At 70.7% G+C, this 23,980-nt stretch carries 25 protein-coding genes; 14 read left to right on the plus strand and 11 right to left on the minus strand.

Annotated elements, in window-relative coordinates; translation table 11 throughout:
* Positions 1–66: 66 nt before the first annotated feature.
* Positions 67–792: a DUF6517 family protein gene (locus ACFQMF_RS10335; protein ID WP_256409164.1), complete on the minus strand. Its 726-nt coding sequence runs from the start codon at positions 790–792 to the stop codon at positions 67–69.
* Positions 793–945: 153 nt separating this feature from the next.
* Here ACFQMF_RS10335 and ACFQMF_RS10340 point away from each other — a divergent pair, with 153 nt between their 5' ends.
* Together ACFQMF_RS10340 and ACFQMF_RS10345 are read left to right on the plus strand one after the other, a co-directional pair.
* A complete protein-coding gene (locus ACFQMF_RS10340) occupies positions 946–1,944 on the plus strand; it encodes a radical SAM protein (RefSeq protein ID WP_256409165.1) in 999 nt (332 codons plus the stop codon).
* Positions 1,945–2,334: 390 nt separating this feature from the next.
* The gene (locus tag ACFQMF_RS10345) at positions 2,335–2,631 is read left to right on the plus strand and encodes a DUF7130 family rubredoxin-like protein (protein WP_256409166.1); all 297 of its coding nucleotides are present in this window, start codon (positions 2,335–2,337) and stop codon (positions 2,629–2,631) included.
* 388 nt (positions 2,632–3,019) lie between these two features.
* Here ACFQMF_RS10345 and ACFQMF_RS10350 read toward each other — a convergent pair whose 3' ends face one another.
* The 4 genes from ACFQMF_RS10350 to ACFQMF_RS10365 all read right to left on the minus strand — a co-directional run bounded on the left by ACFQMF_RS10350 (position 3,020) and on the right by ACFQMF_RS10365 (position 6,767).
* A complete protein-coding gene (locus tag ACFQMF_RS10350) occupies positions 3,020–3,304 on the minus strand; it encodes a preprotein translocase subunit TatA (protein WP_256409167.1) in 285 nt (94 codons plus the stop codon).
* Positions 3,305–3,367: 63 nt separating this feature from the next.
* Positions 3,368–4,696, minus strand: coding sequence for a DNA repair protein NreA (nreA, locus tag ACFQMF_RS10355; RefSeq protein ID WP_256409168.1), 1,329 nt, complete (start codon positions 4,694–4,696; stop codon positions 3,368–3,370).
* An 84-nt stretch (positions 4,697–4,780) separates the two neighbouring features.
* A complete protein-coding gene (locus tag ACFQMF_RS10360; protein WP_256409169.1) occupies positions 4,781–5,707 on the minus strand; it encodes a beta propeller repeat protein in 927 nt (308 codons plus the stop codon).
* A gap of 58 nt (positions 5,708–5,765) precedes the next feature.
* Entirely contained in the window at positions 5,766–6,767 is a 1,002-nt protein-coding gene (locus ACFQMF_RS10365) for a transcription initiation factor IIB (protein WP_256409170.1), read from the minus strand.
* Between the two features lie 145 nt (positions 6,768–6,912).
* Between ACFQMF_RS10365 and rnhA the strand changes: the two genes are divergently transcribed.
* Complete coding sequence (rnhA, locus tag ACFQMF_RS10370; RefSeq protein ID WP_256409171.1) at positions 6,913–7,509, plus strand: ribonuclease HI; 597 nt, start codon at positions 6,913–6,915, stop codon at positions 7,507–7,509.
* A complete protein-coding gene (locus ACFQMF_RS10375; protein WP_256409172.1) occupies positions 7,496–8,182 on the plus strand; it encodes a DUF7108 domain-containing protein in 687 nt (228 codons plus the stop codon). Before rnhA ends, ACFQMF_RS10375 begins: the two co-directional genes overlap by 14 nt.
* Before the next feature lie 139 nt (positions 8,183–8,321).
* On the opposite strand, the gene ACFQMF_RS10380 is transcribed toward ACFQMF_RS10375, so the two are convergent.
* A complete protein-coding gene (locus ACFQMF_RS10380) occupies positions 8,322–8,681 on the minus strand; it encodes a PadR family transcriptional regulator (RefSeq protein ID WP_256409173.1) in 360 nt (119 codons plus the stop codon).
* Between the two features lie 421 nt (positions 8,682–9,102).
* On the opposite strand from ACFQMF_RS10380, the gene ACFQMF_RS10385 reads away from it, so the two are divergent.
* Positions 9,103–9,639 (plus strand): inorganic diphosphatase, encoded by a 537-nt coding sequence (locus tag ACFQMF_RS10385; protein ID WP_256409174.1) that lies wholly within the window; start codon positions 9,103–9,105, stop codon positions 9,637–9,639.
* Positions 9,640–9,745: 106 nt separating this feature from the next.
* Positions 9,746–9,874 (plus strand): hypothetical protein, encoded by a 129-nt coding sequence (locus ACFQMF_RS10390; protein WP_256409175.1) that lies wholly within the window; start codon positions 9,746–9,748, stop codon positions 9,872–9,874.
* Positions 9,875–9,891: 17 nt separating this feature from the next.
* Here the strand turns inward: ACFQMF_RS10390 and ACFQMF_RS10395 are convergent, their stop codons facing one another.
* Together ACFQMF_RS10395 and ACFQMF_RS10400 are read right to left on the minus strand one after the other, a co-directional pair.
* Complete coding sequence (locus ACFQMF_RS10395; RefSeq protein WP_256409176.1) at positions 9,892–10,689, minus strand: helix-turn-helix transcriptional regulator; 798 nt, start codon at positions 10,687–10,689, stop codon at positions 9,892–9,894.
* Between the two features lie 45 nt (positions 10,690–10,734).
* Positions 10,735–10,983 carry a hypothetical protein gene (locus tag ACFQMF_RS10400; protein ID WP_256409177.1) on the minus strand — a complete coding sequence of 83 codons (249 nt, stop codon included), beginning with the start codon at positions 10,981–10,983 and terminating at the stop codon, positions 10,735–10,737.
* Positions 10,984–11,159: 176 nt separating this feature from the next.
* Here ACFQMF_RS10400 and ACFQMF_RS10405 point away from each other — a divergent pair, with 176 nt between their 5' ends.
* Complete coding sequence (locus ACFQMF_RS10405) at positions 11,160–11,864, plus strand: bacteriorhodopsin (RefSeq protein WP_256409178.1); 705 nt, start codon at positions 11,160–11,162, stop codon at positions 11,862–11,864.
* Between the two features lie 4 nt (positions 11,865–11,868).
* On the plus strand, positions 11,869–13,473 hold the full coding sequence (locus tag ACFQMF_RS10410) for a methyl-accepting chemotaxis protein (protein ID WP_256409179.1): 1,605 nt from the start codon (positions 11,869–11,871) through the stop codon (positions 13,471–13,473).
* A gap of 87 nt (positions 13,474–13,560) precedes the next feature.
* Here ACFQMF_RS10410 and ACFQMF_RS10415 read toward each other — a convergent pair whose 3' ends face one another.
* The gene (locus ACFQMF_RS10415; RefSeq protein ID WP_256409180.1) at positions 13,561–14,907 is read right to left on the minus strand and encodes an MFS transporter; all 1,347 of its coding nucleotides are present in this window, start codon (positions 14,905–14,907) and stop codon (positions 13,561–13,563) included.
* A gap of 176 nt (positions 14,908–15,083) precedes the next feature.
* Here ACFQMF_RS10415 and ACFQMF_RS10420 point away from each other — a divergent pair, with 176 nt between their 5' ends.
* Positions 15,084–15,215 carry a DUF7503 family protein gene (locus ACFQMF_RS10420; protein WP_256409181.1) on the plus strand — a complete coding sequence of 44 codons (132 nt, stop codon included), beginning with the start codon at positions 15,084–15,086 and terminating at the stop codon, positions 15,213–15,215.
* On the opposite strand, the gene ACFQMF_RS10425 is transcribed toward ACFQMF_RS10420, so the two are convergent.
* Complete coding sequence (locus ACFQMF_RS10425) at positions 15,199–17,337, minus strand: caspase family protein (protein WP_256409182.1); 2,139 nt, start codon at positions 17,335–17,337, stop codon at positions 15,199–15,201. The genes ACFQMF_RS10420 and ACFQMF_RS10425 overlap by 17 nt on opposite strands.
* A 201-nt stretch (positions 17,338–17,538) precedes the next feature.
* Here ACFQMF_RS10425 and ACFQMF_RS10430 point away from each other — a divergent pair, with 201 nt between their 5' ends.
* The 3 genes from ACFQMF_RS10430 (at position 17,539) to ACFQMF_RS10440 (ending at position 20,758) form a co-directional block, all read left to right on the plus strand.
* Positions 17,539–18,495, plus strand: coding sequence for a succinylglutamate desuccinylase/aspartoacylase family protein (locus ACFQMF_RS10430; protein WP_256409183.1), 957 nt, complete (start codon positions 17,539–17,541; stop codon positions 18,493–18,495).
* Entirely contained in the window at positions 18,495–19,763 is a 1,269-nt protein-coding gene (locus ACFQMF_RS10435) for a threonine synthase (protein WP_256409184.1), read from the plus strand. Before ACFQMF_RS10430 ends, ACFQMF_RS10435 begins: the two co-directional genes overlap by 1 nt.
* Positions 19,764–19,852: 89 nt before the next feature.
* Positions 19,853–20,758, plus strand: a complete 906-nt coding sequence (locus ACFQMF_RS10440; protein WP_256409185.1) for a ketopantoate reductase family protein — start codon at positions 19,853–19,855, stop codon at positions 20,756–20,758.
* A gap of 46 nt (positions 20,759–20,804) precedes the next feature.
* Here ACFQMF_RS10440 and ACFQMF_RS10445 read toward each other — a convergent pair whose 3' ends face one another.
* Complete coding sequence (locus ACFQMF_RS10445) at positions 20,805–21,026, minus strand: DUF7556 family protein (protein WP_256409186.1); 222 nt, start codon at positions 21,024–21,026, stop codon at positions 20,805–20,807.
* A gap of 316 nt (positions 21,027–21,342) precedes the next feature.
* Here ACFQMF_RS10445 and ACFQMF_RS10450 point away from each other — a divergent pair, with 316 nt between their 5' ends.
* Both ACFQMF_RS10450 and glyS read left to right on the plus strand, forming a co-directional pair.
* Positions 21,343–22,191 carry a CBS domain-containing protein gene (locus tag ACFQMF_RS10450; RefSeq protein ID WP_256409187.1) on the plus strand — a complete coding sequence of 283 codons (849 nt, stop codon included), beginning with the start codon at positions 21,343–21,345 and terminating at the stop codon, positions 22,189–22,191.
* Complete coding sequence (gene glyS / locus ACFQMF_RS10455) at positions 22,192–23,976, plus strand: glycine--tRNA ligase (protein ID WP_256409188.1); 1,785 nt, start codon at positions 22,192–22,194, stop codon at positions 23,974–23,976.
* Positions 23,977–23,980: the final 4 nt, after the last annotated feature.

Raw genomic sequence — 23,980 nt, forward strand, 5'->3', positions numbered from 1 at the left:
GCCCGGTCCGTGTGTGGTCGCGTGCGCCCGGTCGAGTCGACCGACCGTCGCGTCGTTCCGTTGCCCTCAGTCGTCGTCCGAGGCCGGCTCGTGTTCGATCCCGTTCATCATCCGGCGGACGTTCTCGCCGTCGCTGAACGACGCCGGGTACGCCGCGAGCGGCAGGACGAAGTCGTCGCCGGTCTCGACCGGCTCCCCGACGTGGAGCTCCAGCTCGACGCCCGCGCCCGTCCCCCCGATCTCGCCCTCCGCCGTGTAGACGACGACGTCGGCGTCTGCGCCGAGGACCGTCGTCGAGTACTCGGAGCCGCGCTCCAGGTCGCCGACGTCCTCGTAGCGGCTCAGGATGATCTCCGCGCGCTCGCGGGTCGTGAAGTCGGCGATCGGGTTGAGCGCTTCCCCGAGGACCTCCACCCGCGGCGTCGCCACCGCGGCGAAGACGGCGGCCTGGTAGCGCTCGCCGAACAGCTCCACGGCCTTGTCGTACTCCGCGACGGTGTTCGTCACGCGGACCTCCCGCGTCCGTCCGGCCACCTCGACCTCCCGGGTGATCGTCTCGTCGGTCACCTCGTTGAGCTCGTAGCCGCTCTCCGAGAGCGTCGCGTCGGCGACCGTCGCGGTCCCGGCGGCGAACTCCGCGGGGCCGTCGCCGCTGACGACGTCGTACGCGGTGCAGCCGGCGAGGCCCGCGAGGCCGGCCGCACCGCCGACCGCGAGGGCGCGACGGCGGGTGATCGCGTCGCTCGCGGTCCGGTTCTCGGCGTCGTCGTCGACGGTCGGCTCTCGGTTCATGGCCGGCACTGGCGCCGGCGGGGGTACATACTTTGTGTCCGAGTCGCCCCGTGCGCGGCGCCGTCGAGCGTCGGAACCGCCCCGTGGCAACGGATCCCCCGGGAACGCGCGCTTCGGACGCTTTTTGAGGCCGCGGCCGGTAGGGAGGGGTAGATGATCTCCAAGGGCTGTGAACAGTGCGCCAAGGGCGGCAAGATGGTGCTGTTCGTCTACGGCTACTGCGACCAGCGGGACTGCTTCTACTGCCCCCTCGGAGAGAACCGGAAGAACGTCACCGACGTGTACGCAAACGAGCGGAAGGTCGAGTCCGACGAGGACGTGATTCGAGAGGCCAAGCGCATGAGCGCGCTCGGCACCTCGATCACCGGCGGCGAGCCGCAGGAGGCGATGGCGAAGACGTGCCGGTACCTCGAACTGCTGAAAGACGAGTTCGGCGAGGACCACCACACCCACCTCTACACCGGGATCACGGGCGGCCGCGAGAACATGCGGAAGCTCTCCGAGGCCGGCCTCGACGAGATCCGCTTCCACCCGCCGCTGGAGATGTGGGGCGACATGCACGGCACCGAGTGGGAGGAGATCCTCCACGTCGCCCGCGAAGAGGGGCTCACGCCCGCCTTCGAGATCCCCGGCATCCGCGCGGAGCCGGAGTTCCTGGACTTTTTGGACGAGGGCGCCGCCGAGTTCTGTAACATCAACGAGTTCGAGATGTCCGACGGGAACTACCGTCGGATGCAGGAGGAGGGGTTCGAGCTGCAGGACGGGCACATGTCCGCCGTCGAGGGGTCGAAGGACGACGCGATCGTCTCGGAGATGGCGAGCCACGAGAAGGTGTACTTCTGTACCTCGGTGTTCAAAGACGCCGCGCAACACCGCAACCGCCTGAAGCGGATGGCGGAGAACATCCGCCGCGAGTTCGACGAGGTGACCGACGACGGCACGCTCGTCTACGGGAAGGCGTTCGCCGACCCGGAGCGCTTCGACGCGCTCGGCGTCCCCGAGGAGTTCTACACCGCGAAGTCGAACCACGTCGAGGTCGCGTGGTGGCTCCTCGAAGAGATGGTCGAGGACGGCGACCTCGACGAGGGGGAAATCGTCGAGCAGTACCCGACCGTCGACGGCACCGTCGTCGAGCGGACGCCGGTCGCCTGAACGGACAGGGTTCGGGTCTTGTTCCGCTGGTCGGCATCCCCGTCTACTCGTGGATGCGGTGGCGCGTGCCTGCGAGCGGCCGATAGGCCGCGAGGAGCACGCGCGAGGGACGCGGCGACCGGAGCGAAGCGGAGGGAGCCGCGAGGCTGGGGAGGCGTGAGGTGCGGTGCTGTGCGGGGCGGGATTCAAAGGGGTAGCCGTGAGACGACCTGAGGCGGCGCAAGCACCACAGCGAGTGAACGGAGTGAACGAGCGAGGAGCGCAGCGAGCGTCAGGCCGTCTCACGGCTGGGGCTTTGGCGGTGTTCGCCGCCGATCGGTGGTCGTATATCCCACCCGTGTCGTGCTACCTACTATCACAATTATAAGTCATAAACACGTACCCCCCTGTATGGCTACCGACGAACCCGTCTTCGCTGACGTGAGTATCGGACAGACGGTGTACGACGAGTCGGGCGAGGAACTCGGCACCGTCCGCGGGGTCGACGACGACGGGTTCTACGTCTCGTCGCCGTCCGGATCGAAGTCGCTGAGCCTCACCGACGCGCGCGACGTGTTCGGCACCGCCTACGTGATGTGGCGCTGCTGGGAGTGCGGCGAGATGGGCGAGATCGGCACGGAGCTCCCCGAGAACTGCCCGAACTGCGACGCGCCGCGCGAGGATCTGTACTACTGGGCCGAGGACTGAGACGACTACTGCGAGAAGCACCGTCGTTTCTCCGGTCTCTGTTTATATTCAGTCGACCGCGCAGACGCTGCTGACAGCCTCGAAGTCCCAACCGCTCGGCTGTACGGAGTTGATCGTGAATCGCCGGCGACAACCCCCGAAGCCCCAACCGGGAGGACTCGATGCGCTCGCTGTGCTCCTCGGTCGCTCGTTTCACTCGCTCCCTGCGGTGCTTGCGTCGCCTCAGGTCGTCTCCCGGCTGCCCCTTCGAGTCCCACCCCGCACCGCGGCCTCGCGCCTCCCCAGCCTCGCCGCTCACGCCCTACGGGCGTTCGCGGCGTCCCTCGCGCGTGCTCTTCGCGGCCGCCTTCGGCGGCCACTCGGAGGCACGCGCCACCGCCTTACCTTTTCAGGAGTGGCCGCCCTCCCGACCGTTCGGCTCGTCGCCGCGACCGTCCTGTTCGTCGCCCACCTGTTCCCGGAGGCGCTCGACCTCGGCTTCCAGTTCGGCGATCCGGTCGGCGTCCGGCCGGTCGTCTCGCTCGTCTTCGTCGTCGGAGCGCAGCGCGAAGAACAGCACCGCGCCCGCGACGAGGACGAGGGGCACGCCGAAGAGGAGCACGGCGATGATCAGGACGATCAGGAGTTCGGGCCCGGCGGGGATACCGCCGAACGCGGGGACGAGAGAGACCATGCGCTACCCACTCGGCCTCGCGACTAAAGGGATGGGGAGGGAGGCGTGCCGTCGCCCGGCGGCTCAGCCCGCGTCGACGAAGTCCGCGAGGTTCGCCTGGAGCCCGGCCGCGAGCGTCGACTTCCGGCGGAGGCGAGCGAGCGAGATCGGGAGGCGGTCGGCGACGCCGCGGACCGCCTCGCCGAACGTCTCCGCGGTCCCGCGCTCGCCCTCGAAGGCGTTCCGGACCGCCTCGCGCACCTGCCACACGCCGACCGGGCCCCAGTAGTCGTCGGAGACGTGGCGGCAGACGAGCGCCTTCGCCTGTCGCCCGCGGTCGTCGAGGTGCTCTAAGACGCCGAGCCGGGCCGCGTAGTAGGCGCCCGCGGTCTCCTCGACGTAGCCGGTCCGGCCCTCGCGGCCCTCGCTCGCGGCCGAGAGGGAGACGCCGGCCTCGGGGTCTGGGTTCCAGATCGAGCCGGGCGCCTTCATCTCGACGAGCTCGTACTCCCACTGCCCCGGCACGAGGATCACCCAGAAGGCGTTGCCGAGGTACTCGTTGCGGTGGACCTCGATCCGGTCGACCGTCGGGTCGTCGCGGATCGACCCGCGGAGGAACTGGCCGACCGTGTCGTCGACGGCGGTGATCGACCAGCGCGTCGGGACGAGCCGGCGGTTCTCGCCGCGGCCGAGCGCGCCCGCCGAGAGGATCGTGTTGATCTCGTACACGTCGAACCCGCGGCGGTAGAGGTACGTCATCGCCCCCTCGGCGCGCCAGTCGTCGTCTTCGAGCGTCTTCTGCACCGGCCGCGGGACGTGCGGGTTCTCGCCGAGCTCGGCGGTGCGGGCGGCCGCGCGCGGCCCCGTCGGCGTCTTGATGTCCTCGGTGCCCACCTCGAAGTCGAGGTCCGGCCGGCCGTCAAGCCCGATTTCCACGTCGACCGGGCGGTCCGCGATCGCGACCTCGCGTTGGACGCCGAGCCAGCCGTCCCACGCGTCCTGGACGCTCTCCGCCGGCCCGTCGCCGCCCCCGATCGACGCCACCCCGCCGGTCGCCCCGGCGTCCGCGACGTCGACGCCGCGGGTCGAGTTGAGCAGGCTCGTCCGGCGGTCGAACACGTCCGAGATGGAGACGCCCTCGTCGTACCACGCCGCGGAGGTCTCGAACGCCGCCGCGCGCTCCTCGCGGCCGACCGGCGAGAGCAGCCCGGTCGAGACGTTGGGGTAGTCCGCGCGGCCGACGAAGATGGAGGGCGAGACGCTACCGACCACGGCGTCGTCGGAGACGTGCTCCTCGAAGCGCCGCTCGAAGGAGTCGAGGTGGTCGAGGATGCCGTAGTCCTTCTCGCTCGCGAGGCGCCGCCGCTCGGCGCGCTCGTTCGCCTCGAACTCGATGAACTCGTCGAGCCGCATTCGCCGTCGAGTAGGGCCGAGCGCGACTTGACGGTGTCGGCGGCCGGCGGGACCCCGTCCCGAACCGCAAGGGACGTTTGCCGCTCAGGTCGCGAGCGACGTCGCGCCGGCCGGCAGCGTCGCGCCGACGCGCCACGCGTCGTCATCGCGGACGACCAGCGGCGTCGGCTCCCCGCCCGCGAACCCGTCCTCGTCGACGCGCAGCGTCCCGCCGACGAGCGTCCCGTCGACGACCGCCCACGAGGCGACGAACGCCGGTTCGGCGGCGGGCACGGGGTCGGCGTCGAACCCGTCGCCGTCGGCGGGCCCCGAGAGGGTCACGCCCGAGGGCGCCTCCGGGCCCCAGCGGTTCGCCCCCGCGTAGAGTCGGTCGCCGCGGACGACCGCCTCGCGGAAGTAGCTCGCCCAGAAGTCGCGGAAGTCGGTGTCGAGCCGGTACCACAGGTCGCCGTCGTCCGTCCGGTAGAGCCCGCTCCCGGTGGCGGCGACGACGGCGCCGCCGTCGAGCACGCGCAGGTCGTGGACGTCGTCGTGAACGCCCCGCCCGTACCGCCGCCAGAAGTCGCCGTCGAACGCGTAGACGCCGCCGGGTTCGAGCCCCGCGAGCACGCCGTCGTCCGGGTGGACCGCCAGCGTCCTGACGCTCGGCGCCGCCCCCGGCGCGCGGTCCCGCCACCGCTCGCCGTGCGGGTGCGCGTCGAGGTCTCCGATCGGGTCGAAGCGCCACCCGTCGCCGTCGGTCGCCGGCCGCGCCCGGAGCACGTCGACCGAGCCCGTCCCGACCAGCACGGTCTCCGGGCCGGCGAGCACGGAGACCGGGTCGTCCGGGCCGTCGAGCCGGTGCCAGTCGGTCCCGTCCGTCGAGCGGTACAGCCCCTCGGCGGTCGCGGCGATCCGGGCGTCGCCGCTCCGGACGACCTCGCGGACGCGCCCGCAGGCGGCGACCCGCACCGGGTCGCCGTGCGGCCCGTCGAGCCGATACAGCCCGCTGTGGGTTCCGCAGACGAGCATGTGTGGCGATCGGTGACCGAGCGAAAAAACCGTACGCCTCCCGTCGACCCGCGGCCCGCTAGCTGTGGATCCCCATCGCCTCGATCTGCTCCTGGTACCGGTTGCGGATGGTGACCTCGGTGACCTGCGCGACGTCGGCGACCTCGCGCTGGGTCTTCTTCTCGTTACAGAGCAGCGAGGCCGCGTAGATGGCCGCCGCGGCGTAGCCGGTCGGGGACTTCCCGGAGAGGAGCCCCTGCTCGGCGGTCGTCTCGATGATCTCGTTCGCCTTCGACTGCACCTCCTCGCTCAGTTCGAGCTCGGAGGAGAACCGGGGCACGTACTTCTTCGGATCGACTGGACGCATCTCCAGGCCGAGCTCCTGAGAGATGTAGCGGTACGTCCGGCCGATCTCCTTGCGGTCGACGCGGGAGACGTCGGAGATCTCCTCTAACGACCGGGGGATCCCCTCCTTTCGACAGGCGGCGTAGAGCGCGGCGGTGGAGACGCCCTCGATGGAGCGCCCGCGGATCAGGTCCTCGTTGAGCGCGCGTCGGTAGATGACCGAGGCGACCTCCCGTACCGAGCGGGGCACGCCGAGCGCCGAGGCCATCCGGTCGATCTCCGAGAGCGCGAACTGGAGGTTCCGCTCGCCCGCGTCCTTCGTCCGGATCCGCTCCTGCCACTTGCGCAGCCGATGCATCTGCGACCGCTTCTTCGAGGAGATGGATCGCCCGTAGGCGTCCTTGTCCTTCCAGTCGATCGTCGTCGTCAGCCCCTTGTCGTGCATCGTCTTCGTCGTCGGGGCGCCGACCCGCGACTTCTCCTGCCGCTCCGAGTGGTTGAACGCGCGCCACTCCGGTCCGGGATCGATCTGCTCCTCCTCGATGATGATGCCCGTCTCCTCGTGTATCAGCTCCCCGTCGGCCGTCCGGGTGAGCTCCTCCGGGTCGAAGTCCTCGGGGTCCAGCTCGTCGGCGTCGACCCCCTCGACCCCCTCGGCGTCGGTCTCGGTCTCGTCGGCGTCCTCGTCCCGCACACGCTGCCGGTCGTGATCCCGTTGCCGGGTTGGCCGTGTCATCGCATTTATATACTATCCAATCGGACTGACTTAAAAGTTCGTGAGGGTCGGCGATCGCTCGACCGGAGCGAGGAGAGGTCAGTGGACGCTCGGTCGGCGACCGCGACGGACAAGGCTTTGACGCGCCGGCGTCGACTGCGACCGAATGCCGACGATCGACTGCGACCCGGCGACCGCGCGCGCCCGCCTCGAGGACGCCGGCGTCCCGATCGACGACGGGAACACGGCCCACGAGCGGTGGCGCGCGGAGCGCGAGGGCGCCGTCGCCGTCGCGTACGACGGCAAGGTCGTGGTCCAGGGGAGCGACCCGACCCGCCTGACGAACCTCATCCGCGAGGGGGGCGGCCGCGCGCACGTCTACTTCGACGGCGCCTCCCGCGGGAACCCCGGGCCGGGCGCGGTCGGCTGGTGTCTCGTCACGTCCGACGGCGTCGTCGCCGAGGGCGGCGAGCGGATCGGGACGGTCACCAACAACCAGGCCGAGTACGCGGCGCTGATCCGGGCGCTGGAGGCGGCCGACGAGTACGGCTTCAACGAGATCGACGTCCGCGGCGACTCGGAGCTGATCGTCAGGCAGGTGCGCGGCGAGTGGGACGCCAACGACCCCGAGCTGCGCGAGAGGCGGGTTCGCGCCCGGGAGCTGTTAGAGCGGTTCGACCGGTGGTCGATCGGCCACGTTCCGCGGGAGATAAACGCGCGCGCCGACGATCTGGCGAACGAGGCACTCGATGACGCGAACTAACGACGAACCCCCGGAGTGGGCGAAGGAGCGGGCGCGAGAGGTGATGGCGGCCGAGGAGGGCGCCGAGAGCGACGGCGACGGTGACCCGGCCGACGAAGGCGCGAGCGACGCCGACCGCGTCCCGGACGTGCCGGTCGAGGTCGTCGACGAGGCGGAGCGGCTCACGCGGCTCGCGCGGCGGGCGGAGGAGGACGCGGCGGCCGCGTTCTACCGCGAGCGCCGCGACGAGCTCGTCGCGGGCCACGGCTACGTCCCGCGGCTCCGCGAGGACGACGACACCCTCGTGTTGTACCCCGACGAGTGGATGGCCGACGGGACGGTGCGACTCGACCGGATCGAGACCACCGAGCGGGCCGTCGAGGTGTCGCTGTCCGGGCCGGGCGACGCCGACCGGTACGACGAGGTCGCCGCGTACAACGAGGCGGTCGCCGACGCGGTCGCCGAGGCGCACGGCGGCGCGCACGCCGACACCGCCCGCAGCTTCGCGGCGTTCATGAGCAACCACTACGTGCGCGCCGTCGACGACGCGACCCCCGAGGTGCGCGAGGAGTTCCGCGAGGAGTACCTGCCGCGGAACGGCTGGCCGACGGACGAGCAGCTCGCCGTCGTCGAGGAGTCGCTGGCGGTGATCGAGTCGGTCGCCGCCGAGGTCGACGGGCCAGAGGAGTCGTAGTCGAGGCCCGAATCGCCGATGTCGGCGTCGTCGACGACGGCGCCGGGGCTGGGAGTCTCGGGGGCGCGCGGTTTTCACCGCGCGTCGTGTGCCAGGATACTGTCGGTTTCGCGCCGATGCGTCCCGCGGGCTCGCCGCGCTACTCGTCGAGGAGCGCGCGGACCTCGTCGGCCCGCTCCTCGTCGGTGACGAACCGGTCGAGGGCCCACTCCAGCTGGCCGAGGACCGCGTCGTGGCCGGCCTCGGTCAGCTCGTACTGGTTCGTCCGCTTGTCGAGTTCGCTCTTCTCGACGAACCCGTCCGCGACCAGGTCGTCGAGGTTGGGGTAGAGCCGCCCGTGGTTGACCTCGGAGCCGTAGTACGATTCGAGCTCGCGCTTGACCGCGAGCCCGTACATGGGCTCCTCCGAGAGGATCGCGAGGATGTTCTGCTGGAACGCCGTCAGCTCCGACGCCGGCCGCGGTGTCTCCGCATCAGTGACTGATTGTGCCTCTGACATGGGTATCTGAAGGGTTCCCGAACTTATAACCTTTCTCAAGATTCAGCATCTTTTAAATACATAACTACGCCGCACGCGTTCGTTTCCGGCCGTCGTCGGCCGCAGAACGGCTGAACTGCCGGTTCGTTCCCGACACCGGATCCGAGCGATCGCCGACCGACGCGACGCATCCGTGACGATCCGTCGGACGAACCGGGAGCTTCGGACACAATACGACATCCGATCAACCGGTAGCCGTCTCCGAGGAGCGGTCGGTAAACGCGGGGGCGCGAACGACGGTCAGTCGAGACGATCGATCGGAAAGCACGGTCGAATCGGAAAGCGACGGTCGAATCGAAAAGCGACTCGGCCGACGACGGTCGGAGCGGTGTCGCCGGGAACCCGAAAGGACTTTGCTACCGATGGACCGAATATCGGTCACATGGTCAACCTCTGGGAGGACCTCGAGACGGGCCCGGACGCACCCGACGAGATCTACGCGGTCGTGGAGTGCCTCAAGGGCGAGCGGAACAAGTACGAGTACGACAAGGACATCCCCGGCGTCGTCCTCGACCGCGTGCTCCACTCGAACGTCCACTACCCGTACGACTACGGGTTCATCCCGCGGTCGTACTACGACGACGAGGACCCGTTCGACGTGATGGTGCTCGTCGAGGACCAGACGTTCCCCGGCTGCGTCGTCGAGGCCCGCCCCGTCGCGCTGATGAAGATGGACGACGACGGCGAGCAGGACGACAAGGTGATCGCGGTGCCGACCGAGGACCCCCGCTTCGACCACATCGAGGACTTAGAAGACATCCCGCAGCAGATCCGCGACGAGATAGACGAGTTCTTCTCGACGTACAAGAACCTCGAAGCGGGCAAGGAGGTCGAAACCCTCGGATGGGAGGACAAGGCGGCCGCGAAGGACGCGATCGAACACGCGCGGGACCTGTACGACGAGGAGTTCGGCGAGTAGCGCCGGACTCGAAGAGATAACTACCGGACATCGCGTCCCGCGGACGGGATGCGTTATGCCCATGGGTAATTTTTAGTCGGTGGCGCGCCTACGTACTGACAGAGCCATGAGCGCGAGCACCCCGTCCGTCGGCATCGATCACCCGACGGTCGTCCCCGCCAACTTCGAGCCCGAGCGCCGCGACGCCGACTCGGACGACGCGTCCGACGGCGACGCCGACCGGTCGACCGCGTAGGCGTCCCGACCGCCGCGTCAGGCGTTCTCGACGACCGCGGACAGCCGTCGGGCGTCGGCGGTGAGCGACTCGAACCGGTCGTCGACCCAGTCGACCACCGCCGAGTCGGTGGACTCCAGCACGCATCGGGGGTTGTTCCGGCGGTCGTACGCCGTCACGCAGGCGACGTCGTCCCGCCTGAACAGCCCGTACTCGATCGGGTCGGGCGAGACGTAGACGGTCGCGTCGTCGTCGTCGAGCGCCCGGTCGGTCGCCCGGGCGAAGTCGGCGATCGACGCCTCGACCACGTCGCGGTCGATGACGAGCTCGACCTCCGCGCCGGCGTCGAGCGCGGTCGCGGCCGCCCGGTTGAACTGCTGGATGACGACCGGCGAGACCGCCCTGATCTCGGCCCGACGGCCGTCTCGGATGATGTCGGCGATGCGGTCGACCGCGGCGAGCGGGTTCCGGTCGGTCGCGACTGTCAGGTCGCCGGCGTCGACGGCCTCCGCGGGGAACCCGGCGCCCACGCGTTCGAGGTCGGCGGCGAACCCGCCGTAGCGGTCGGCCAGCTCCACCTCGTCCAGAAGGGTCTCGTACGCGTCGTGGACGCGCTCTCCGGTCGCCGTCACGCGGTACGCCGCGTCGCGCTTGACGACCCAGTCGCGCTCGCGGAACCCCCCGAGGATCCGCTGGACCGTCGTCCGGGTCGCGTCGACCGCGTCCGTCAGGTCCGTCGGACGACGCGGCTCCCGCCGGAGCGCCCGGAGGACCGCGACCCGGACCGGCGAGCCGGCGAGGTACTGTGCGCCGTCGTGTCCGTCGTCGGACGTCATCGTGTACGGGGCGTCTACGAGCACCGCACGCTTAACCGTACCGCGCTACGGGCGGTATCGGAACGAGACGACGGTGCCGATCCCGTCGTCCCCGTCGATCGTCTCCGTGGTCACGGTGACCCCGGCGACCGCGTCCGCGCCGAGCGCCTCCTCGATCACGGCGCGGAGCGCGTCGGGGTCGGCCCCCTCCCGGAGGACCGGGACGCGGACCTGCCGTCGGTTGACGGCGACGTCGCCGAGGTCGTAGTCGGTGTGCTCGAACGCGTCCCGCACCGCGGCGGCGATATCGGTCATGCGAAGCGGTTCGCGTGTGGGATATAAAAGGTTAGTCGAGACCGATCGCGTCGGACTGCCACCGAGGGACCTCTGCCCCCTCGGATCCGGCCGGCTCACCCGGAGCTCCGCGCCGAGATACCAGTCCTGATAACTCGCGGGAGGGATTCAATACGGACGGTCGACTGATCCGTACCATGCTGGTAGAGACGGCGGTGTTCGCCGCTGTGGCGGCGCTGATGGGGGTATCGACAGTCGCGTTCGTCGCGTTCTCGCTGCTGGGGGACCACGAGAACAGGTACTTCCTGCTCCCGCCGGCAATCATGTCGATCGCGGGGCTCTCGTACGCCGGGATGGCGGCGAGCTCGGCCGGGATCGCCCTGGAGGGGTTCGTCGTCGAGCTCCGGTACCTCGACTGGGCACTGACGACGCCGCTCATCGTGTTACACATCGCGGTGGTCGCGGCCGCTCCGCGGAAGACGATCGCCGCCGCGATGGGCGCCGACGCGCTCATGATCGCGGCCGGCTACGCCGCGACCACCGCGGCGACGCCGGGGGTCAAGTGGGGCGGGTTCGCCGTCTCGTCGGCCGCGTTCCTCGCGGTGGTCTACCTCCTGCTCACGACCGTGACGGACGGCGTCCGCGACGAGAGCGCCGCGGTGCAGGGCACCTTCCGGACGCTCCGGGACCTCACCATCGCCCTGTGGTTCGTCTACCCGGTGATCTGGCTGCTCAGCGGCTCCGGCGTCGGCGTGATATCGACCGCCGACTACCACTTCATCGTCGCCGTGCTCGACACGACCGCCAAGGTCGGCTTCACCTCGATCGTCACGTTCAGCATCACCCGCGTCGGCGACCTGTTCGCCGAGAGCGAAACGACGACCGCGACGACCGCCGCCTGAGACCATGACGGACACGACCACTTCCGGTTCGATACTGACGCGTAGCCTCAACACCAAGAGCTTCCTCGGCATCGCGGGGTTCGCGCTGCTGCTCGGGGTAACGGTGTGGACCCGGTGGCTCTCGGTCCGCGGGTCGATACCCGCCGAGGCCGAGTCCGCCGTGCTGTCAGCGCTGGTGACGACGCTGTTCGTCGCGGTCGTGGGCGCGTCGCTGCTGACGATCACGCTGGTCCGCGACACCGCCGGCGCGCTCGGGTTCCTCAACGAGAAGGCGGCGCGGATCGAGGACGGCGAGTTCGACGTGAACCTCGACGCGCCGCGGTACGACGAGGTCGGGCGGCTGTTCGCGGCCGTGCGCTCGATGCGCGACGCCATCGCGACGCGGATCGACGAGCTGGAGACCGCCCAGCGGGAGGCGGAGGCGGCGCGCGCGGAGGCCGAGCGACAGGCGGAGTCGCTGGCCGCGAGCGCGGAGCGCATGAGCGAGACGTTCGACGCGGCGGCCGACGGCGACCTCTCCGTGCGGGCCGACGAGGACGTCGACGCGGAGGCGCTGGCGACGATCGCCGCGTCGTTCAACGACATGATCGGCGACGTGGAGGCGACCGTCGAGGGCGTCCGGTCGTTCGCGGCAGAGGTCGACGAGGCCAGCACCGAGATCGACGACACGGCGCGGCGGCTGGCGTCCCAGGGCGACGACGTCGTCGAGGTGATCGACGGGATCGCCGACAACGCGGGCGACCAGTACGACACCGTGCGGGACGCCTCCGGCGAGCTCTCCGACCTCTCGGCGTCGATCGAGGAGATCGCCTCGTCGTCCGACGAGGTCGCGACGAAGTCGGCGAACGCCGCCGAGATCGGCAACGCCGGCAACGACGCCGCCACCGAGGCCGTCACCGAGATGGAGGCGATCCGCGAGCGGACGGCGGCGTCGATCGAGAAGGTCGAGCAGCTGGAGTCGGAGATGGACCGCATCGGCGAGATCGTGACGCTCATCGACGACATCGCGGAGCAGACGAACATCCTCGCGCTGAACGCCAACATCGAGGCCGCGCGCGCCGGCGGCGGCGCGGGCGGGGACGCGAGCGAGGGGTTCGAGGTCGTCGCCAACGAGGTGAAGTCCCTCGCGGAGGAGACCGCGGAGAAGACCGACGAGATCGAGACGCGGATCGAGACGCTGCAGTCGACCGCCAGCGAGACCGTCTCCGAGATGCGCGAAACCGGCGAGCGCGTCGAGCGCGGCGTCGAGACGATCGACGACTCGGCGGAGCTCCTGCTGGAGATGGTCGACACGGTCGAGGACGCGAACGACGGCGTCCAGTCGATCAGCAAGGCGACCGACGAGCAGGCGACGGCGACGGAGGAGACCGTCGCGATGATGGACGAGGTCGCGGAGCTGAGCGAGGCGTCCACCGCGGAGGCCGCGGACGCCGCCAAGCTGGTCGAAGAGCAGAACGACGACCTCGACGCGGTGAGCGACCGGATCGACGACCTCTCCCGTCGGACCCGCCGGCTCCGGGAGCGGCTCGAATCGTTCGACGGCGGCGACGGCGCGGTCGCGGGGCCCGACGCGGCCGGCTCCGTTCCGGGCGCCGCGGACGACGACTGAGTCGACCCGCGAGGCGCCGCCGCCGACCGAGTCGATCCGCGAGGCGACGACGCCGGTCGAGCCGGCTCCTCCGAGCGCGCTCGGGTCTCACGCGTACGCGTCGTACTCCTCGCCGAACAGCGCGAAGTACGCGACGCCGACGAGCCCGACCGCGCTTGCGAGTCCGAAGGCGACCGTGGGGCTCCCGGCGACAGCGACCTCGGTCCCCGGCACCGAGAACCCGCCGTAGAGCAGCCCGCCGAGCGCCGCGCTCGGGATGACGACCGCGTTGCGGAGGAGGTAGTACGACCCCGAGACGCGGCCGCCCGTGTCGCGCTCTGCGGGCCCGACGATCAGGGCCTTGTGCGCGGGGAGCCCGGCGAACCGGAGCCCGGAGAACGCGAACAGCGCGACGACGAGCGGCGCGGTCAGCGGCGTGTCGGCCGGGACGTTGATGAGGAGCACCGGGAAGACCGCGTACACGAGGAAGCCGAGCGCGACGACCGGCTTGAGCCCGACCCGCTCGGCGGCCAACGCCGCGGGTGGCATGGAGACGAGCGCGACCAGCATCTCGATTGCCAGCAGCACGCCGAAGAAGGCCGCCGGTGACAGCGAGACGGGGCCGACGTCGATCCCCACTTCGAGGAACCGCGTGATCACGATGACGAAGAAGACGTACACCATCCCGTTCGCGAACCGCACCAGCGTGTCGCCGACGAGCAGCGGGCGGAGCTCCGGCGGGAGGCGCCGGAGGTCCGCGACCACCTCGCTCACCCCCTCGAACTCCTTGCCGAGCGTGTCACCCTCGGCGTCGTAGAGGACGTGTTGGAGCGCGGTGGCGACGACGCCGAACAGGAGCGCCACCGCGAGCACGTACTGGAAGCTCACGGTGAAGTCGGCGGCGTACTGGATGATCCCCGCCGCGATCAGCGGCCCGATCAGGAACGCGGTCCGGCGGAACACCTCCGTGCTCGCGAACCCGCGCGCCAGCCGCTCCGGCGGCACCGACTGCTTGACGATCGCGAACGTCGCGCCGAGCCCGAACGACTTCCACGCCTGCGCGAGGAAGAGGCCGACGAAGATCCAGATCCACGGCTCGAAGGCGACGCCCCCGACCGTCACGGTCCCGAGGGTCGGCGCGGCGAGCCACACGCCGAACCCCAGGCTCGACACCAGCCCGAACAGCGTGAGCGCGACCCGCGATCCGATCCGGTCCGAGAGCCGGCCGCCCGGGTACGGGTAGACGGCGCCGATGACGTTGCCGACGGTCCCGAACAGCCCGACGACGAACGCGCTCGCGCCCAGCGCCGACATGTACTCCGGGACGTACCGGTTCGTCATCTGGAAGCCGAGGCTGAACGCGAACATCGCGAGCGACAGCACGAGCACGTCCCGCCGCAGCGAGAGGAACTGCCGGAACGGGTCGAGGAGGTCGACGTCGTCACCCGTTCCCATACCGGGAACTGTGACGAAACGACCTTCAATACACCGGTGATACGGCCGAGCGAGGTCGAAGAAGTCGAGCGGCTCGGCCGGCAATAAATTTATTCATAATATTTGATATTCAAATATGTAAAACCAGTCACCGCAGAATAATTTATTCTTTAATTACGCGCGATTTTTTGTGAAATATGCACGAAAGTGTAGCGGAGTACGTGGCAGAGCACCCGAAAATGGCCGGCGTCCTGTTCACCGCGCTCCTCCTGCTGACGCAGGCGGCGCCCGCGGCGGCGAACCAAGCGGCTACTACCCCAGGTCCGTAAGTCCATCAAAGCTGTCGTTCCAAGTGAGTTCCCCATCGTGGAAGATCGGCGTATCTTCCATATTCAGGAACTGCTCAACCTCAGCGGTTGAGACCTTTTTTGCGGTTATTTTTGAAGGAACAATGTGATTATTATTGTCGCTGTCTAAATTCAGGTATGTCAGCGAGCCCGTTCCATACGGGCCATTAGGGTATGTCTCTGCAGTCAGACTCCAGCAGTCTGTACCATGATCTCTTAAATTAAGGACAAGTGCTACTCCACTTCGGCTCTGACAGATCGTCGTCCCGCCGTCCCCGACGACGATGTACTGATGTCCGGTGATCAGCTCCCGTTTCGCCACGTGAAGCGCGGTGCGGAGGTTGAACCCGGTGTTCATCAGGCGCGCGATGATGCGGCCGAGCTGGGTGGCCGGCGAGTTCGCCACGTCGGAGAGGGTGACGATACCGCCGCGGGAGCCGCGGTGGACGAGGGCCTCGCCCTGCTGATAGGACTGGCAGGCGTTGAGCAGGAAGGCGCTGACGCCGACGTCGAGCTCCTCGTCGGTCAGGTCGAGGTAGTCGTCGGTACACTGCATCCCGCGGTGGTCGACGTGGCCGACGTAGTGGAGGAAGTCGACGTCGGACCGGAGCGCCTCGCGCATCTCCGCGCGGGTGAGGTCGTGGCGCACCTCGATGTCGAACTGGACCATGTCGCGGAGGCCGTACAGGTCCGCGACCGCGCCCTCCTCGCGCATCTGCTCGTCGTTGCAGACGACCAAGACGGAGATCCGCGACTGCTCGACCGCGCCCGCCTCCAGCCGGCGGTGGTACGCGTCGAGGGTGGCCTTGTTGGCGTCGAGCGGGACGCCGTCGCCGACCCACGCGTGCTCGACGGTGTCGACCGGCTCGGGCCGCACGAAGTCGGCGTCGGCCGGTACCGCGCCGCGGTCGGCCGGGGCGTCGGCGCCGCGAACGGGCTCGGGCTCGGCGGCGCCCCGGACGAACTCGTCCGGGCCGGTCGACGCCGGAACCGGTGCGGGATCGCCGTCCGGCCCGCGGAAGAACCCGACGCCGCCCCCCTCGCTCGCGGTCGCCGGAGTGGCCGTCTCCGGCGACCGGACGACGGACAGCTCGCCGGCGACGAACGGGAGCATCTCCACGTTCCCGGGGTCGGGTCGCACGTCGGTCGTCAGCGTCCACTGCGGGAGCTCCGGCTCGACGCGCTCGAAGGGGACCGCGAGGTACTCGCCCAGCCGCTCCGCGAGGGGGAGGTCGTACAGCCGGCCCCAGTCGAGGTCGACGTCGGTCGCCTGTCGCTCGTGGAGGTCGACCGGATAGAACCCCTCGGTGCGGGCGAGGCAGTCGAGGTGGAACGACTGCCGGAGGACCTCGGCGGTCCGACGCTCGAAGTCGGGCTCCAAGTAGTGCGTCCAGCCGTCGCCCTCGATCCGGGGCGCCTCCCCGGGGACGACGTCGGCCGCGAAGTAGTACGCGAGCGAGACGACCGGATACAGGCGTTCGTACGTCGGCGGCACGACGATCCGGACCCCGGAGTCCGGCGGTTCGATCGGGTCGGGCACGCGCAGCTCGTCGCCCGGCCCGATCAGCGGGGGATGGCCGCGGAGGGTGGGGAACGACCGCTCCGGGCTCGTCGTCTGGAGCGCGGAGCCGAGCAGCGAGACGGCGTCCATCAGCGACTCGGGGTCGGTCGGCGTCTCGACGGTGCCGGCGGGCACCTGGTGGAGCGAGCGGAAGCCGAGCGCGACCTCGCTCGGCGCGTCGAGGTCGATCCGCGTGGTCCGGTCCGTCGTCGACACCGAGAAGCCGGCCTCGAACGCGAGGTACAGCTTGGTCGGCGCCGGATCGATGCCGACGTGGTACGTCCCGGGCGGCATGTCGTAGGCGTCGCCTCGGGTGAGGAGCGCACCGTCGCCGTCGCGCGTCTCGACGACCGCGACGCGCGGGATCTCGACGGACGCGGTCTCGACGGTGACGCTGGCGTCGACGGGGAAGTAGTGGGCGTCCGCGGGGTTCGGGCGGGGTTCGACGGTCCGGTCGGTGTACACCTCGAACTGGGTGTTCTCGATGTGGTCCGTGACCGCGAGTCCGGCGTCGTCCGACAGCGGGTCGATGTCGATGCTCATGTGAGTGGACCGCGTCCGACTACCGGTCGGGCCGGTCAGATCGGCGAGTCCGGTTCGGCCGGTCAGGGGGCGAGACGGACCGGAGCGCTCGGCGAACGCGACCTTCGGTACCGGTTCGTCGGCCGAGACGGCGATAAAGCTTGTGTCGGTGGATCGCCGTAGACCGAACGGATAAAGGGGCGGCCGGCCCACGTTCGCGTAATGATCACGCTTGGAACGGCCCGCGCCCCGCCGGGCGAGACGGATACGGGCCGTCTCGAAGTGGGCGAGACGCGGGACGGGAGCCCCGTGCGGCTGCCGGTCGCCGTCGTCAACGGCGCGACGGACGGACAGACGCTGTACGTGCAGGCGGTCAGCGACGGCGACGAGCTCAACGGGCTGGGGGTCGTCAACCGCGTCGTCCCGCGGCTCGACCCGACGGAGCTGTCGGGCGCGGTCCTCGTCGTCGGCATCGTCAACTACTTCGGATTCCAGGTCGCGGAACACCGGAACCCGATCGACGACCGGAAGATGAACCGGGGGTACCCCGGCGACGAGGACGGGACGACCAGCGAGCGGATCGCCCACGCGACGTTCCAGGCGGCGAAGCGCGCGGACTACATCCTCGACCTCCATCAGGGGTCGACCAGTCGGATGATAAACGAGACGCGGGTGCGGTGCGGGATCCGCCACCATCTCCACGGGGACTGCCTGGAGCTCGCGAAGGCCTTCGGCTGCGGGCACGTCCTCGACATCAAGGGCCCGGACGGCCAGCTCGCGCGGGCGGGCCCGGAGCACGGGATCCCGACGATCGACCCCGAGCTCGGCGGCGCCGTCGGCTGGGACGAGGAGTCGATCCGGTACGGCGTCGAGGGGGTGTTCAACGTGCTCCGACACCACGGCTTCCTCGACGGCGACGTCGACCTCGAGCGGCAGGTCCGGGCGCGCGGGTTCGACCAGTACGGGTCGCCCGCGGGCGGGCTCGTCCGGTTCCAGCGGGACCTCGGTGAGCGCGTCTCGGCCGGCGACGCCCTCTTCGAGGTGACGGACACCTTCGGCGAGCTGAAGGGCCGCGTGACCGCCGACGACGACGGGATCTTCTGGCGCACCCGACGGCTCCCGCAGGTCGCCGCCGGCGAGTACGTCTGCTCGGTCGGCACCAACGTCGACCGGTACTGATGGCGGCCGACGACGGGCCGGAGGGAGGGGAGGAGGGCGGCGCGACCCCGAGGCGGCTCGCCTGTTCCGACTGCGGCGCGACCGTCGCCGACCGGTGGCGCTGCGAGTGCAGCGCCCCGCTGAACTTCGCCGATCCGCCGGTCCCGGATCGACCGGTGCCGGAGCCGGGTCGCCCGGCACCGGAGCCGGCGGAGGGGGACGAGCCGCTCGGCGTCAGCGACGGGGACGGACTCTGGGCGTTCGCGCCGTTCCTCGCGGTCGGCGACGACCCGGCCGACCGGGTGACGCTCGGCGAGGGGGGGACGCCGCTCGTCGACGCGGACGGTCCGCGGGGCGACGCCGGAGCCGACGGGAAGGCGTGGAACGCCGCGTTCAAGCTGGAGTACGTCTTCCCGACGGGGTCGTTCAAGGACCGGGGCGCGACGACGACGCTCACGCGCGCCCGCGAGCTCGGCGTCGACCGCGTCGTCGAGGACTCCTCGGGCAACGCCGGCGCGGCGATCGCGACGTACGCGGCCCGGGCGGGGATCGACGCCGCGGTGTACGTCCCGGCCGACGTCAAGGAGTCGAAGCTCCGCGCGATCCGCCGCGCCGGCGCGGAGCCGGTCCGGATCGAGGGGAGTCGGGGGGACGTGACCGACGCCTGCGTCGCCGCGCTCGGGGACGGCGGGCGAGAGGGAGGGACCGCGGGCGGAACGGACGGGAGTTCCGAGGGCTCCGCGTGGTACGCCAGCCACGCGTGGAACCCGGCCTTCTTCGAGGGGACCGCCACCGTCGCCTACGAGATCGCCGCCCAGCGCGGCTGGGAGGCCCCGGACGCGGTCGTCGCCCCGCTCGGGCACGGGACCCTGTTCCTCGGCGCGTACCGGGGGTTCCGGCGGCTGGAGCGGGCGGGCTGGACGGACTCGGTCCCGCGGCTGTTCGGCGCGCAGGCGGCCGGGATCGCCCCGATCGTCCGCGAGCTGCACGGGGCCGAAGCGGCCGACCCCGGGGGGCGCGTCAACGCCGCGGCCGACGGGATCCAGATCGCGGAGCCGGTTCGGAAGCGGGAGATCCTCGACGCGATCGCGGAGACCGACGGCGACGCGCTCGCGGTGACCGAGTCGGCGGCCGAGCGCGAGCTCGACCGCCTTCACCGGGCGGGCTTTTACACCGAGCCGACCTGCGCCGTCGCGCCGGCCGCGCTCCGGGAGCTCCGCGAGCGCGGGGTCCTCGCGCCCGACGACGACGTCGTCGTCCCGCTGACCGGCAGCGGACTGAAGGGCTGACCGCGCCGCCGACCGCGCCGGGGCGAGTTCGACGCCCGGGCGCCGTCACCACCGTCACGCCTTTTCAGTCGCGCCTCGTGGTGATGCGTATGGAGGTCCTCGTCTACGGCGCCGGCGCGCTCGGGAGCCTGATCGGCGGGCTGCTGGCCCGGGCCCACGACGTCACCCTCGTCGGACGCGACCCCCACATGCGGCGGATCCGAGGGGACGGGCTCCGGATCGACGGGGAGATCGAGGCGCGCGTTCGCCCCCGAGCGCTCACCGACGGGACGCACCGCGGCGCCGATCTCGCCCTCGTCACGACGAAGGCGTACGACACGGACGCGGCGGCGCGGGCGCTCGCGACCGGCGAGTACGACGCGGTCTGCTCGCTCCAGAACGGGCTCACGGAGGAGCGGCTCGTCGCCGCGCTCGACCCGACCGTGCTCGCGGGCACCGCGAGCTACGGCGCCCTGCTCGCCGAGCCCGGCCGGGTGACGTGCACGGGGACCGGCGAGGTCGTCGTCGGCTCGCTCGCCGGCGGTCGGGACCCGCTCGCGGAGCGCGTCGGCGCCGCGTTCGACGAGGCCGGGATCGAGGCGACCGTCGCCGCGGACATGCCCCGCCGCCGGTACGAGAAGCTCGCGGTCAACGCGGGGATCAACGGTCCCTCGGCGCTCGCGCGCCTCGCCAACGGCGCGACGCTCGACGGACCGGGCGGCGAGGTCGCGCGCGAGGCGGCCCGCGAGGTGGCCCGCGTCGCGCGCGCCGACGGCGTGGACCTCGGCGGGGACGAGGCGGTCGCGGCCGTCGAGCGCGTCGCCGACGACACCGCCGCTAACCGCTCGTCGATGCACGAGGACGTCGCCGAGGGGCGGCGGACCGAGGTCGACGCGATCTACGGCGCCGTCGTCGACCGCGCGGACCGCTTCGGGACCGCGGCGCCGACGTGCCGGACGCTGGCGTCGCTGATCCGGGCGTGGGAACTCGGAGAAGGGGTCCGCGAGTCCGCCTGACGGTCATGGGGGTCGCGCGAGGCGACCGCGGCGACCGGCTACCGGCTCAGCACCACTCTTCGAGGACGGTCGCGTCGGTCTCGTCGACCGAGACCCACGCGTTCTCCCGCGAGACGTCCGCGATCACGAGCTCCGGTCGCGACGCCGAGGAGTCGATCGACGCCATCACGTCCGGCGAGTCGTCGGCGTCGAGCGTCGGACCCGCCGGCAGCGCGGTCCGACGGTGATCGGGGTCCGGGTCGTCCCAAGGAGTGGAACTCCGTGACATGGTTGTTAATTGTTCACAGTAGGTATAAGCGTTCCGAACCGGAGACGTCCGCAGTCGGCGAATTCCCGGTCCGAGCGAACGGATCGACGGCGAATCCGGACTGACGCCGTCGATCGGACGGGTCCCGGCCTCGGTCCGGCGTCGATCCGACGGACCGGTCGAGCGGCGGACCGGTCGAGCGGCGGACCGGTCGGATCGCTGTCGGGTGTGCGCCTCGCCTCCGGGATCCGAGCGGCGCCGACGGCGGCGACCCTTCCCCGCGCCGTCGCCGACCACCTTCGCAGTATACAAGAGGTGTCACGCTGAAAGACGGTGCATGAACGTATCAGACGCCATGACGCCGCGGTCGGATCTCGTCGTCGTCGAGATCCCGGGGAGCCGGAACGACGTGCTGGAGTACATCCAGGAGCACGGCTTCTCCTCGGTCCCCGTCGTGAAGGACGTCGACGGCGACGAGGTGTACCGCGGCCTCGTCACCCGCGACGACCTCATCGAGCAGCCGGACGAGGACCAGCTCGCGCTGCTGATGCGGGAGGTCCCGACCGTCGGCGCCGACGACGACATCGTCGACGCCGCGGCCACGATGGTCGCGGAGTCGTCGCGCCGCCTCCCGGTCGTCGACGGCGAGTCCCTCGTCGGAATCCTCACGGTTACCGACGTGGTGCGGGCGATCGCCCGCGGCGAGATCGACGGCGACGCCGAGGTGGGCGGGCTCGCGACCCGGGCAGTCAACGCGACCCACACGGAGACGCCGCTGCCGGTCGCCGAGCGGGAGATCGGGCTCGCGAACGTTCCCTACGCCGTCGTGCTCGACGACGACGCCGCGATCGCGGGGATGCTCACCGAGGTCGACGTGCTGGCGGTCGCCCGCGTCGTCGAGGGCGAGGCGAGCACGGGCGACTCCATCGCCGAGCAGGACTCCGAGTGGTCCTGGGAGGGGATCAAGGCGACCGGCGCGCGCTACCTCCCGACCCGCAACGTGGAGCTCCCGGCGGAGCCCACGCGCCACTTCATGACGGAGGACCTGATCACGGTCAGCGGCACCCGGACCGCAAAGGAGGTCGCCCAGGAGCTCATCAGCAACGACATCGAGCAGGTCCCCCTCGTCAGCGGCACGGACCTCGACGGCATCGTGCGCGACGTCGACCTGCTGGAGGGCCTCTAGATGGCCGCGGACGACCTCGTCGAGCTGGCGAAGCGGCGCGGCTTCTTCTTCGGCTCGAACGGCGCGTACGGCGGCACCGCCGGCTTCTACACGTTCGGCCCGCAGGGCGCGGCGCTGAAGCGGAACTTGGAGGACGCGTGGCGCGACCGGTTCACCATCCAGGAGGGGAACCGCGAGATCGAGGCGCCGACGGTGATGCCGGAGCCCGTCTTCGAGGCCTCCGGCCACCTGGAGGGGTTCGACGACATGCTCGTCGAGTGCGGCGAGTGCGGCGAGTCGCACCGCGCCGACCACCTCGTGGAGGCGGCCACGGAGATCGAGGACGCCGAGGCGCTCCCCGGCGAGGAGGTCGAGGGCCTCATCGCCGACAACGACGTCGCCTGCCCGTCCTGCGGCACCCCCCTCGCCGGCGAGCCGGTGGAGGCGTTCAACCTGATGTTCGCGACCGACATCGGACCGGGCGACGCCCAGCCCGGCTACCTCCGCCCGGAGACGGCGCAGGGGATCTTCGTCGAGTTCCCGCGGCTGAAGGAGTACGCCCGCGGGAACCTCCCGTTCGGGATCACGCAGATCGGTCCCGCCTACCGCAACGAGATCTCGCCGCGCGGCGGGCTCCTCCGGCTGCGCGAGTTCACGCAGGCGGAGTTAGAGCAGTTCATCGACCCCGAGGAGGACGAGCCGCCGCTCGACCGGGTGCGCGACGTGGAGGTCCGGCTGTACCCCGCAACCGAGCAGGAGGCCGAAGACGGCGACTACCTGAACACGACGGTCGGCGAGGCGGTCGACGAGGGCGTCATCGGCTCCCCGTGGGTCGGCTACTACCTCGGCGTCGCGCAGGCGTGGTACGAGCGCGTCGGCGTCGACACCGAGCGGTTCCGCTTCCGCCAGCACCTCGCCGGCGAGCGCGCCCACTACGCGGCCGACTGCTGGGACGCGGAGAGCGAGGTCGACGGCGACTGGATCGAGATCGCCGGCTTCGCCTACCGCGGCGACTACGACCTCTCGAAGCACGGCGAGTACGGCGACGACTCCTTCACCGTCTTCAAGCGCTACGACGAGCCGAAGACGGTCGAGCGCGCGACGGTCGACCCCGACATGTCCGTCCTCGGGCCCGAGTTCGGCGGCGACGCCGGCGCGGTCGCCGAGGCCTTACAGACGCTCGCCGAGCGGGACCCCGACGCCTTCGACGGCGAGACGGTGGCGGTCGACGTGAACGGGGAGACGCGCGAGGTCGACGTCGACGTCGCGAACTTCGCCGTCGAGGAGACGACCGAGAGCGGCGAGCACATCACGCCGCACGTCGTCGAGCCCTCCTTCGGCGTGGGTCGCACCGTCCAGACGCTCCTCGCGCACGGCTACCGCGAGGACGAGGTCGACGGCGAGTCGCGGACGTACCTCTCCCTGGAGCCCGAGATCGCGCCGCAGGACGCCGCGGTGTTCCCGCTGGTGACAAACGACGACCGCCTCGTCGGCCTCGCCGAGCGCGTCGCGAGCGACCTGCGGGCCGCGGGGCTCGCGGTGGCGTACGACGACTCCGGTTCGATCGGGCGGCGCTACCGGCGGCAGGACGAGGTCGGTACGCCGTTCTGCGTCACGGTCGACCGCGACGGGATCAAGGGCGACGGCCCCGACACCGTCACCGTCCGCGAGCGCGACTCGGCGGCGCAGGTCCGGGTGCCCGCGGACGACCTCGCCGCCGAGCTGGCCGCGCTCCGCGCGGGCGAGCCGTTCGACGCGCTGCTGGACCGGTACGAGACCGTCGAGACGGACGTCGAGACGAACTGAACCC

Origin of the sequence: Halorubrum rutilum, assembly GCF_042665015.1 — an archaeon.
GTDB lineage: Archaea > Halobacteriota > Halobacteria > Halobacteriales > Haloferacaceae > Halorubrum > Halorubrum rutilum.